Below are 12,006 nucleotides of genomic sequence, written 5' to 3'. Positions count from 1 at the left end.
TATCCTGCTTTGTTATTTTAGTTTTTGCTGATACTGACATCTTGTCGGATTTGATTGTCGCTAAACTTGACGCGACTTACGAGATCGCTATCTTCTAAGCCTGTTACCACAGCAATATTGGTGCTGTAGCGCTGTTCTAAAACTTTTATGCTGGCCTTAGCAATTTTATTTTGACGCACGACCCAAACATAAGGGTTATTATCGAGGTCTTGTACAGTATTCAGTGGAATTAATTGCCCCGAAACTTGATCTGAACCTAAAATTTGGCCTTCAACAAATGCACCAATACTCAAAGAAGTAATGGCTTCTTTGGGTTGGGCAAAAAATTCAATTTGACGGCTGGCAGGATCGGCAATCGGTGAAATTCGACTTAAGGTTGCATTCAATAGGTTATTGTTGCCTTGAATACGATATTCAATGGCTTGGCCAAGTTTTAATGCTGACTGCGAATCGCTTGGTAGTAGTGCCTGAATTTCTAAGTGTGCTGGATCGATAATTTCAAATAAAGTTGCGCCCGCAGCGACTGTTTGACCAGGCTCAACTTGACGCTTGGTAATTACACCACTGATTGGACTGGTAATTGTGCCGTCCTGATCTGCTTTACGCGCAATGTTGACATTGGCTTGTTGCGCATTGGTATTTTCTAATTGCGCTTGGTAATCCACTTTGCTTTGTTCGTATTCTACTTTTGATACAAAGCCCTGTTGTAATAAGCGTTCTTTACGTTGCACCATAAGGCGGGCTTGATTGGCCTGTGCTTGAGCTGAAGCTAAATTGGCCTGTGCTTGGGCAAGACGTGCTGCATTGTCTTGATTGTTAAGGCGGACCAGCACTTGACCTTTTTGCACAGTTTGACCCACTTGGGCATTCACTGCAGTAGCTGTTGCCGTAACTTGAGCTTGAATCGTACTTTGATTTACAGCACGAATAGTGCCTGTAAAAGTGGTCTTGCTGACAGAACTGCCATGTTGAATGCGCACTAAATCCTGCTGAATAAGTTCAACTTTAGTGATTGGTTTTTCAGTGGCAACGGGTTCACTTTTTTGACATCCGACGAGAGCAAGGCTTAAGCAAATTAAGCCAATTGAAGCTAAGCGCGCTTGTAATGTAAGTGGGGTATACGTTGAATGCTGTGCTGATTGCATAATCGTCCTTTATATTCAGCTGTCAACAGAAGCAATTGAAACTGCAAAATTATTCCATTGCTTTTAAGCGGGTGATAATTTTGTCGTATTCGGCTACTGTATTTCGATAGCGCGTTTGTAAAGATTGAATATCTTGTTTTTTCGCTACGATATTTTTTTGGTTATTATTTAAAATACTTTGTAATTGTGCAGGTACAGGTTGCCCTTTACGTGAGTATTCACGTTCTTGACGAACAAACATAATACGGTCTTCCTGTAATTGCTTTAATTGTTGTTGTTGGAAAACAAGTTGTTTCGAAATTCCAGTAAGTATTTCTTTCTTTTTTTGACTTGCTACACTGCTGTTATTATAAGCACTTTTTAGTTGTGTGTCTGCGGCTAATTTTTGGGCAGCCACGGCGCGCTGTGGCGCTTGCTTAATATCTGCTTCTGCATTATAAGGTCTATTACGTTTAATCACTTGCATATTCTGATCAAGTGCTTCGTAGCCATAGCGAATATGGTTAGGTGTAACATTGGTGCTTACATTTGCAACACCTTTACTATCATAATAACGAAACCAAGTTGCTTTTTGAGGGGGATTAGTCGCAAAAGTAAACGGAGTTAGTGATACCAATACTAAGACTAAAATGAGTTTCTGGGTCATTTTTTTATAAGCAATATAAGAGTGATTTACGCTAAACTGACTTCGCATTGGGCTCCCCAATATAAAGTTGACTAAATTACTTATTTTTAAGTAATAATAGTGCTATATTAGACTTAAAATAGAGAATTAAAAACTATTCCAAGTTAAAAATAAATTCTTGGTCATCGGAAAGTGTGAAGCTGTTAATAGTATTGAAAAATACTGTGTGCTTGAGCAGAAAATGTTCATTGAAAATGAAAGTAAATATATGTTAAAAATGTTAACAACTGTTAACTAAAAGTAACTGCGAATAAAATTCCAGCATTCTATATATCCATATTTTGGGAAGGGTCTTTAAATGGACGATAAATTTCAAAATCTAAAAGTCATGGTAATTGACGACTCAAAAACTATTCGCCGTACAGCAGAAACTCTTCTTCAACGTGAAGGTTGTGAAGTTGTGACTGCAGTAGATGGCTTTGAAGCCTTGTCAAAAATTGCTGAAGCAAATCCAGACATTGTGTTTGTTGATATTATGATGCCTCGCTTAGATGGCTACCAAACATGCGCATTAATTAAAAATTCGCAAAATTATCAAAATATTCCAGTCGTAATGCTGTCAAGTAAAGACGGTTTATTTGATCAGGCGAAAGGCCGTGTCGTGGGTTCAGACGAATACCTAACAAAACCATTCAGTAAAGATGAATTATTGAATGCGATTCGTAACCACGTAACTGCTTAATTAGTTTTATTTTTTATTGGGGAAAGGCATGACACGTATTTTGATTGTAGATGATTCACCGACAGAAACATTTCGATTCAAAGAAATTTTAGGCAAACATGGCTTTGAAGTTCTTGAGGCGTCAAATGGTGCAGACGGTGTAACAGTCGCACAAGCAGAACTTCCGGACCTCGTCCTCATGGATGTGGTTATGCCAGGTGTAAACGGTTTTCAGGCAACTCGTCAAATTGCACGTGGTTCAACAACGAAGCACATTCCAATTGTGATTGTAAGCACAAAGGACCAAGCAACAGACCGTGTTTGGGGTAAGCGTCAAGGCGCATGTGATTATTTAACAAAGCCTGTAGACGAAAAACAATTAATTGATGTGATAAAACAGCACCTCAATGCAGGATAAAGCTCTATGGCAGCAAATGGATTTATCGAATTGCTTCGAATTGCGAAACGTGGAAATAAAAACTACGTTTCAACTGAGAATGAAGTCAACCGATGGTCAGGCATTGCTTTTGAGATGATGGGGCAATATTTTGTTGCTCCTTTAGGTGAAGTATCCGAAGTGATCTATCCGCCTAAGTGTACGCCAGTTCCAAACACTCAATCATGGGTGCAAGGTTTGGCGAATATTCGGGGACGTCTACTTTCAGTTTCAGATTTGGCTCAATATATTACGGGTCATAGAAGTAGCTATACTCCGACTCAAAAAGTTTTATGCATTAGTCATAATGATCATTATGTTGGTTTGGTCGTTGATCAAGTTTTGGGTATACAGCATTTTAATAAGAAGAGTTATTTTTCTAAAGACGCTGAATTAGGCAGTAATTTACAAGAATATTGTCAGGGATATTTTCACCAGCATAACCAGCAGTGGCATGTCTTTTTATTCAGTCGTTTATTGCAAAATCCAAAATATATGAACGCATCTATAAAATTTATAAATTAACTGTCACGCATTTAACGAATGAAGACGTAAATCGGGGAGAAGCTGAATGGGCTTTAAACTTAAAAAGAAAAATACAGGTGAAAGCGCAGGCCGTCCAAGTGGCAATGCTTTATTAGCTAAGATTCAATCACAAACAGATCAGTTATCGCGTGTATTTGGTGATAGTGAAAAGTCAAAGCCATTGATTTACGGTGCTGTTGGTTCACTGGTACTGGCAACTCTGATTTTATTTTACCTTTTCTATAGCGTTCCTCGTAATAACGAACTTACGCGTAGCCTAGGTGAATTACGTCTTCTTTCACAAACCATTTCGCGTCAAGCAACCGAAGCAACCGCTTCTGGTACGCCTGAAGCAATGAAAAAATTAACTGAATCTCAAGAAAGTTTTGCTAAAAACTTGGAAACAGTTACTGATATTCATGCGAATACTGATTCACTCAAATCTGTAGAATCACAATGGAAAACAGTATCTTCAAATATTGATTTGATTTCTTCGCAACAAAAAATCATTAATCAACTTTATGATACGAACATTGCAATCGGTGAAACGATTCCGGGTATTCAGGCTGAATACAACTTGATGGTTGACCAAATGGCGCGTCAAGACATGCCATCTAACCAGGTTGTAATTGCAAAAAACCAAGTATTCATTGCGGAACGTATTTTACGTTCGATCAGTTCTGTACTTACAGGTTCAGACAGCTCACGTGAGTCTGCAGATGACTTTAGTGCCGATACAGAAACATTCGGTTCATACTTAAATGCACAGCTTAATGGTAGTGCAGAATTAGGTGTGCAACGTATTGAAAATGCTGAATTACGTGAATCACTAAAAGGCATTAAGTCTGAATATGATGATGTACTAAAATCAGCTGCAGCGACGATCTTGCAGAACTCACAACAAATTGTGAAAGTACGTCAAGCATCTTCATCAATTTTTGCTGAATCAGACAAACTATTAGATAGCTTAAATGGTTTGAAATCAGGTTCAGGTTGGGCAACAGTTTTACCTGCATTGCTCTTAATTTTAACGTTAATTGCCTTCTTGATTTGTGTATTCAAATTACTTTCTTTACGTGGTCAGTCAGATAAACAACGTGTAGGTCGCTTACAAGAAGAATATGACCGTAACCAAAACGCGATTTTACGTTTACTTGACGAGATTGCCGACTTAGCAGACGGTGACTTACGTTCATACGCAACAGTATCTGAAGACTTTACGGGTGCAATTGCCGACTCGATTAACTTCGCGATTGATCAGTTACGTGACTTAGTATCGCGTATTACAGAAACATCAGAAGAGGTTGCACAATATACGGCAAATACGCAGGGTATTACCAACCAGTTAGCAGAAGCTTCTGAGCATCAGGCACAAGAGATTGCAGGTGCCTCTGCCGCAATTAACGAAATGGCACTGTCAATTGACCAAGTATCTGCCAACGCTGAAGAATCAGCAGTCGTTGCGGAACGTTCGGTACAAATTGCTGCCAATGGTGCAGACGTTGTAAACCGCTCGATCGAGGGTATGGACACGATTCGTGAACAGATTCAAGAAACATCAAAACGTATTAAACGTTTGGGTGAATCTTCTCAAGAGATTGGTAACATTGTTGCCTTGATTAACGATATTGCCGACCAAACGAACATCTTGGCATTGAACGCAGCAATTCAGGCGTCGATGGCGGGTGAAGCTGGTCGTGGTTTCGCCGTGGTTGCCGACGAAGTACAGCGTCTAGCTGAACGTTCAGCATCTGCAACAAAACAGATTGAAGGCCTTGTAAAAACCATTCAAACGGATACAAACGAAGCCGTAATCTCAATGGAGCAAACAACTGCCGAGGTTGTACGTGGTGCGAACTTGTCTAAGGATGCGGGTGTAGCCCTAGACGAAATTCAAACGGTATCGAACAGCTTGGCAAAACTGATTGCAAACATTTCGGATGCTGCAAAACTTCAGGCTGCTTCAGCGGGTCATATTGCTACAACGATGAACGTTGTACAGGAAATTACGTCGCAAACAACGAGTGCAACATTCGATACTGCGCGTTCGGTTTCTGAATTGGCAAATATGGCCGAAACATTACGTGACTCTGTATCTGACTTTAAACTTCCAGACTAAAGTTAGCGCGCTTTGGGGAAAGGCATACCGTGCAATTGAGCAGGGTATGCCAATAAGAAACAGACTAAGCATCGGCAAGATGAACTTAACTTTTTCTAAAGTTAAGTCTCGCGTGATGGTCACAATTAAGTTTGAGCACCCTTCTTGGTGGCAAAACGTAAGAAGCCTTAGCTATGAAAGAAATATTAAAAAATTTAGTCGAAACGACAACGCTTCCTGAGGATAGCTATCTCGATCAAGATGCAGAAATTTTAGAAATTTTTGTTGAAGAGATCGAGGAGATTTTTGGCGAGCTTGATAATTTATTATCTGATTGGCTGGACAAACCGCAAGATAAAGACTTGCTCACGACAATTCGTCGCCATTTCCATACCTTAAAGGGTTCTGGTCGTATGGTGGGCGCAAAGACGGCGGGTGAGGCGGCATGGACAGTTGAAGATACTTTGAACCGCGTTATTGGTGGTTCGCTTACGCTTAGCCCAACGATTCAACAGTATGCTCAAACGGTTTTAAATGTTTATCAATATAAGCTGTATCCAAGCTTTAAAAATGTCACCGAGCTGACGGTTGATTTGCGTCCGATTGTCCTTTTAGGACAACAATTACAACAAGGTCTAAGCCCAGAGCCAGCATTACAAGAGCTCTTAGGTTTGGCAACTCGCTTAAAGTCCTCTTCGGATGTCACAGGTCTAGAGCTTGATACAGTTGAGGCAGTTGAAACAACAGAATTTGTAACACCTGATTTGGCAGCGATTGAACTTCCTGCTGAAGATAATTTAATTGCAGAAACAGTTGCGATCTTCATTGAAGAAGCAGAAGAGCATCTGCAGACAATTGAAAACTTCTTGAAACAAGAAGATACCAAACATCAAGATTATAATGCCTTAATCCGTGCGCTACACACTTTGCGTGGTAGTTCATCAATGGCACAAATCGATCAAATTTTTGAAGCAAGCTCTAAAGTTGAAAATTTATTCAAAACACAGCTTCAAGAAGAAATCGGTTCGACTTCAAAAGAAACTGCATTGCTGATTCAGTACTCTGAGTTTGTACGCGACTTCTTACATACCTTACGTAAGGGTGAAACAAGCCAGTTAAATGCAATTTACAATACCTTCAATGATGCATGGAATGATTATGGTTTTGCATCTGAAAGTATGGAGTCAGATATTCAACCACAAGGTTTAGTATCGAAACTCATTGAATTAAATATTGATTTGTTATTGGATGCTGAGTTTGAGTTTGATACGCGAGCTAAAGCTGAATTCCCAGAATACTTAGAAACACTGAGCACGCAAGCAGATGAACTACTTGCACATACTGATAATCGTGCCTCTGTGGGAATTCATCAGTTTACCACTGAGCTAAAATCAGGCTATGACAATCTACGTCAAAAACCGCAGCTGTTAAATCTGGATTATGCTTATGAGTTATTTGCTCAAGCACATCAAGAATTTATTCATTTATTTGATACCTTGGCTGCAGGTCAGCGTGTAGTATTATCAGATGAAGCACAAAAGTTGCTGAGTGACTTAACTGCATTTGTACAACAAGATATTGAAGATACAGCTGAAAGTAGCAATCTATTGTCTACATTAAGTGCGAAAGTTGAAGTTGCACCAAGTAGTGCCTCAACAGCTGTAGAGTCAGGCAGTCTCCATGTTCCTGCGCCTGCTGAAACCAGCACTGCAGGTATTGATTTTGCGACCTTAAGTCAAAAATTAGCTAAAGATCAAGCCAAGCATCAATCTACAGACTCAAATACTGACTTTGATCCAGATTTGCTTGAAATCTTCCTTGAAGAAGCTGATGAGTTATTGTCGGGTATTGATAGTGACTTAAATACTTGGAATAAAGATCTAACAAATACAGGATCTTTAAATAATTTAATGCGCTATTTGCATACGCTGAAAGGCGGTGCAAACATGATTTCAGCGACCAATATTGGCTTAATTGCACATGAACTAGAGTCTATCTACGAACGTGTAATTCGTGGTCAGATGCAAGCTACGGTGCCATTAGTACAAGTCATTCGTTTGGTGCAAGATGATCTTTCAGATCGTATTCAAACGATTCGTGATGTGGGTGTAGACTACGTTGCGACTGAAGCTGTTGATATCCTTACCCATATTCAAAGCATTGTTGCAGGTCAGGTTGAATCAAGTGCCACTGTTGCTAATGCTCCAGAAGTTATGGACATTGAGGCGCACCCTGCACCAGTCGAAGAGAGTCAAGACAGTCCAGTCATTGAATTTGAAGCACCAACTGTTTCAATTGAAGCGATTGAATTTGAAACACCTGCTGTGATTGAACCAGTTGCTCAAGTCATCGAGCCAAGTTCTTCAGTAGCAAGTGCTTCTACATCGGTGGACGATGAACTTCGTTCAGTGGTGGAAGAAACCTTTCTGGAAGAAGCTGAAGAGATTCTGGAACAAGCTGCTGAGTTATTAATTCAATGGTTTGATCAGCGTAGTGACCGTAGTATTTTGCTTCAATTACAACGTGCAGCCCACAGTATTAAAGGTGGCGCGCGCATGGTTGAAAATGAGCCAGTCGTGGCTGTTGCTTATCAGTTGGAAACAACGTTTGAGCAATTCGCGGTTCATCATTTTAACTCAAACGCTTACGACGACTTACTACAAACAACACTCAGCTGGTTGAAGCAAGGCATCTTCGAAAAAGATTACAGCAACTTCGATAGTATTAAACGTAGTTTAGAGTCGATTGAATACGTCGATGTAACGGCACAGTTGCCAAGCCGTCGCAGTGTGGATGGTCAAGGTTCAGCAACACGTAACTTTGAATTTATTCAGGGTGATGGTGTAGAGCCACCTTCTATGCAAGGTGAATGGACAGATACATTAGCCACTGATAATAGCAATGAAATGATTCGTATCTCAGCTGATTTGGTTGAGAAGATGATTGACTTGTCAGGCGAAAACTCAATTAACCGTTCGCGTATTGAGATGGATCTGGGGCAATTGGGTAATACGCTCAATGAGATGGAATTGGCGATTAAGCGTTTAGCTGACCAGTTGCGTCGAATGGACGGCGAGCTTGAATCACAAATTCTTGCTAAGCATGGTACAGAAAATTCGCGCTATGCTGATTTTGACCCATTGGAAATGGACCAATATTCGTCCTTAAACCAATTGTCAAAATCATTGGCCGAGTCTGCATCGGATTTGGTCGACTTTAAGAGTACGTTGTCCGAAAAAATCCGTGATACAGAAGGTTTGTTATTACAACAGTCACGTATTCAGGCAGAAATTCAAGAAAGTTTAATGCGTACTCGCTTGGTTCCGTTCTCACGGATGTTACCTCGTTTACAACGTATTGTGCGTCAAACCTCAACCACCTTAAACCGCCCAGCGGAGTTGGTGGTGCAAAACACCGAAGGTGAATTAGACCGTACGATCTTAGAGCGTCTGGTTACGCCTTTCGAGCACATGCTTCGAAACGCGATTGACCATGGTCTAGAGGAAACGACAGATCGTATTGCGTTGAATAAGCCTGAGGTGGGTCATATTGTTCTGAACATTAGTCGCCAAGGTACAGACGTTCTTGTGTCATTTAGCGATGATGGTAAAGGGATTGATGAGAGCAAAATTAAAGAAAAAGCGCTCAGCCAAGGTTTAATTAAGGCCGATCAAGTACTCGACAAGCAAGAAATTTTGCAGTTAATTTTCCATCCTGGTTTTAGTACCGCGAAGGAAGTAACCCAAATTTCTGGTCGTGGTGTAGGTCTGGACGTAGTACAAAGTGAAATCAAAGCTTTGGGTGGTCATGTGAGTGTTGAGTCTGAATTGGGCAAAGGCACGACCTTTACGATTCGTGTACCAACCACAGTGGCTGTAAGTGATGCCTTGATGGTGAAAGTGGGTGATCAACAATTTGCGATTTCGTTGGCACAAATTGACCGTATTGTACGTATTGGGCCATCTGCTTTAGAAAGCTATTTCAATAGCAAGGCAGATACATTCAAAATTGATAATGAAAATTACAAGTTACGTTATCTATCTGAATTTGTGTCAAACCAGCCAGTACCACGTTTAAGCAGTGTTTCTCATTCATTGCCTGTACTTTTAATTAAAGGAAACAGTGGTCAAACGATTGCATTATTGGTTGATCAATTAATTGGTTCGCGTGCTCAAATTGTGGTGAAACCAATTGGTCAGCAGTTCTCTAATATTGGAGCAATTGCAGGTGCAACGATCTTAGGTGATGGTCAGGTGTGTTTGATTTTAGATGGTCAAAATATTGCCCGTCAGATTCAAACGACGCAGCGTCTTAAACATGTGTCTGATTCGCGTGATCTGAGCCGTCATGGTAATGCACGTCGTCTTGTGATGATTGTCGATGACTCCGTAACGGTACGTAAAGTAACGTCGCGTCTGCTTGAGCGTCAAGGCTATGACATCATTACCGCTAAAGATGGTGTGGATGCGATTGAACAGCTTGAAAATGTAAGACCAGACTTGATGTTACTGGATATCGAAATGCCACGTATGGATGGTTTCGAAGTAACCAACTTGGTTCGACATCACGACATCCACAAAGAATTGCCAATTATTATGATCACATCGCGTACGGGTGAAAAACACCGTGAGCGTGCGTTCAGTTTGGGCGTCAGCCACTATATGGGTAAACCATTCCAAGAAGCGGAATTGCTTGCTAACATTGAAGCGTTGATTGCCGAAAAACAGGAGTTGATCTATGACTGAACAAACTTCGGTGAATACAGTAACTGATAAAATTAATCAGCAAGAATTACAGCATTTAATTACTGTTTCTACAGGGTTTATTGATGCTTATATTATTGAATGTCATGGTAAAGAGCCGATGCTTTTACCACAAAACATCATTTTATCTGCACTAGACAGCGAAACCAAAGTGCAATTCGTGCAATGGCATGAATTGAAACTCCCTGTATATGCGGTCAACCAACCAGAGCGCAAATCTGGTGTAGCATTGGTGATTGAAGGTGAAGACGTACAGCAACGTTTTGCATTGATGTGCGATGAAATGCCAAAAACGATTCGTTTACGTATTTCTGAAATTGTAGATGAAGATAAGACTTTAACCGATCCTGCAATTTTCCAATATGTGCGTATGGGGGAAAAGGTTTTTCATATCCCGAATATGAACTACATACAAACGCAGCTTCAATCCTAATGTCATGAGGCATAAAAAAAGGAATTCTACGGAATTCCTTTTTTGTTTTATATAAAAATTAAACAGCCAATAAGCCTTCTAAAATTTGTTCATAAATTTCAGCTAGAGGCTCGAGATCAGCCACATTTACATGTTCATTGATCTGATGGATTGTGGCATTTAATACGCCTAATTCGAGCACCTGAGCGCCAGTAGGAGCAATAAAGCGACCATCAGATGTTCCACCACTGGTTGAAAGCTCAGTCTCAACACCTGTCACATTTAAAATGGCAGTTTTGGCAACATTGACCAACTCGCCCACAGGAGTGAGGAAAGGTAAGCCAGACAGTGTCCATTCAATGTCATATTCTACATTGTGACGGTCTAAAATTTCTAAAGTACGTGCCTTTAACTCTTCTGCAGTGACTTCTGTTGAGTAGCGGAAGTTAAATAATGACGTCATAGTCCCAGGTACAACATTGGTTGCGCCTGTGCCAGAGTTAATATTTGAAATTTGGAATGTCGTAGCAGGGAAGTATTCATTGCCATTGTCCCAAACAGTTTCACACAGTTCTGCAATCGCTTTAGATGCCGTATGAATTGGGTTCACTGCAAGGTGTGGGTAAGCCACATGGCCCTGTTTGCCTTTAACTGTTAATTTGGCATTGAGTGAACCACGACGGCCATTTTTAACAATGTCACCAAGAGTATTTGTGCTCGATGGTTCACCCACCAAACACCATGTCATTTTTTCTTGGCGTGCTTCAAGTGTTTCAATGACTTTGACCGTACCATTAATAGATGGGCCTTCTTCATCCGAAGTAATTAAAAAAGCAATAGAGCCTTTATGGTTAGGGTGCTTTGCAACAAAGCGCTCAGAAGCAACGACCATTGCTGCCAAGGCAGTTTTCATGTCAGCACTACCACGGCCATACAGTTTACCGTCGCGAATTTCGGGTTGGAATGGATCTGAACCCCAAGCATCTAAATTACCCGTAGGTACAACATCGGTATGTCCTGCAAAACAAAACACAGGAGATTCAGTGCCTTTACGTGCCCAAAGATTATCTACGTCGTCAAAACGCATATTTTCAATCTTAAAGCCAATATTTTCCAAACGTTCAGCCATAATGTTTTGGCAGCTGTGGTCTACTGGCGTTACTGAGGGTTGACGTAAAAGCTGTAGGCTTAGATCGAGTGTCGCTGATGAAGTCATGCTGAATCTTTAAGTCAAAAATGTCGCAATATAATAGGCGAATCCTGACGATAAGGAAAATTTAA

The 12,006-nt window shown here is 40.6% G+C and carries 9 protein-coding genes; 6 read left to right on the top strand and 3 right to left on the bottom strand.

What is annotated here, in order from left to right:
• Positions 1 to 17: 17 nt before the first annotated feature.
• A complete protein-coding gene (locus tag HYG93_RS10860) occupies positions 18 to 1,145 on the bottom strand; it encodes an efflux RND transporter periplasmic adaptor subunit (protein WP_106985075.1) in 1,128 nt (375 codons plus the stop codon).
• A gap of 49 nt (positions 1,146 to 1,194) precedes the next feature.
• Complete coding sequence (locus HYG93_RS10855) at positions 1,195 to 1,839, bottom strand: hypothetical protein (RefSeq protein WP_106985074.1); 645 nt, start codon at positions 1,837 to 1,839, stop codon at positions 1,195 to 1,197.
• A 289-nt stretch (positions 1,840 to 2,128) separates the two neighbouring features.
• Here HYG93_RS10855 and pilG point away from each other — a divergent pair, with 289 nt between their 5' ends.
• From pilG to HYG93_RS10825, 6 genes are all read left to right on the top strand, one after another.
• Positions 2,129 to 2,512, top strand: a complete 384-nt coding sequence (gene pilG / locus HYG93_RS10850) for a twitching motility response regulator PilG (RefSeq protein WP_106985073.1) — start codon at positions 2,129 to 2,131, stop codon at positions 2,510 to 2,512.
• Positions 2,513 to 2,540: 28 nt separating this feature from the next.
• A complete protein-coding gene (locus HYG93_RS10845; RefSeq protein WP_106985072.1) occupies positions 2,541 to 2,909 on the top strand; it encodes a response regulator in 369 nt (122 codons plus the stop codon).
• 6 nt (positions 2,910 to 2,915) lie between these two features.
• Positions 2,916 to 3,452 (top strand): chemotaxis protein CheW, encoded by a 537-nt coding sequence (locus HYG93_RS10840; protein ID WP_106985071.1) that lies wholly within the window; start codon positions 2,916 to 2,918, stop codon positions 3,450 to 3,452.
• Positions 3,453 to 3,498: 46 nt separating this feature from the next.
• Positions 3,499 to 5,571 carry a methyl-accepting chemotaxis protein gene (locus tag HYG93_RS10835; protein ID WP_117007632.1) on the top strand — a complete coding sequence of 691 codons (2,073 nt, stop codon included), beginning with the start codon at positions 3,499 to 3,501 and terminating at the stop codon, positions 5,569 to 5,571.
• Positions 5,572 to 5,744: 173 nt separating this feature from the next.
• Positions 5,745 to 10,295: an Hpt domain-containing protein gene (locus HYG93_RS10830; RefSeq protein ID WP_120365647.1), complete on the top strand. Its 4,551-nt coding sequence runs from the start codon at positions 5,745 to 5,747 to the stop codon at positions 10,293 to 10,295.
• Entirely contained in the window at positions 10,288 to 10,746 is a 459-nt protein-coding gene (locus tag HYG93_RS10825) for a hypothetical protein (protein WP_106985068.1), read from the top strand. Before HYG93_RS10830 ends, HYG93_RS10825 begins: the two co-directional genes overlap by 8 nt.
• Positions 10,747 to 10,804: 58 nt before the next feature.
• Here HYG93_RS10825 and dapE read toward each other — a convergent pair whose 3' ends face one another.
• Positions 10,805 to 11,941, bottom strand: a complete 1,137-nt coding sequence (dapE, locus tag HYG93_RS10820; protein WP_120365648.1) for a succinyl-diaminopimelate desuccinylase — start codon at positions 11,939 to 11,941, stop codon at positions 10,805 to 10,807.
• Positions 11,942 to 12,006: the final 65 nt, after the last annotated feature.

Source organism: Acinetobacter sp. SwsAc6 (assembly GCF_013391565.1).
In the GTDB taxonomy this organism is placed as follows: domain Bacteria; phylum Pseudomonadota; class Gammaproteobacteria; order Pseudomonadales; family Moraxellaceae; genus Acinetobacter; species Acinetobacter cumulans.
This window is presented reverse-complemented; position numbering and strand designations above follow the sequence as displayed.

What these genes read in the sequence shown, in the direction of transcription:
- HYG93_RS10840 (WP_106985071.1), top strand. Translation starts at nt 2,916, where the DNA reads ATGGCAGCAAATGGATTTATCGAATTGCTTCGAATTGCGAAACGTGGA.
- HYG93_RS10860 (WP_106985075.1), bottom strand. Translation starts at nt 1,145, where the DNA reads ATGCAATCAGCACAGCATTCAACGTATACCCCACTTACATTACAAGCG.
- HYG93_RS10835 (WP_117007632.1), top strand. Translation starts at nt 3,499, where the DNA reads ATGGGCTTTAAACTTAAAAAGAAAAATACAGGTGAAAGCGCAGGCCGT.
- HYG93_RS10845 (WP_106985072.1), top strand. Translation starts at nt 2,541, where the DNA reads ATGACACGTATTTTGATTGTAGATGATTCACCGACAGAAACATTTCGA.
- pilG (WP_106985073.1), top strand. Translation starts at nt 2,129, where the DNA reads ATGGACGATAAATTTCAAAATCTAAAAGTCATGGTAATTGACGACTCA.
- HYG93_RS10855 (WP_106985074.1), bottom strand. Translation starts at nt 1,839, where the DNA reads ATGCGAAGTCAGTTTAGCGTAAATCACTCTTATATTGCTTATAAAAAA.
- dapE (WP_120365648.1), bottom strand. Translation starts at nt 11,941, where the DNA reads ATGACTTCATCAGCGACACTCGATCTAAGCCTACAGCTTTTACGTCAA.
- HYG93_RS10825 (WP_106985068.1), top strand. Translation starts at nt 10,288, where the DNA reads ATGACTGAACAAACTTCGGTGAATACAGTAACTGATAAAATTAATCAG.
- HYG93_RS10830 (WP_120365647.1), top strand. Translation starts at nt 5,745, where the DNA reads ATGAAAGAAATATTAAAAAATTTAGTCGAAACGACAACGCTTCCTGAG.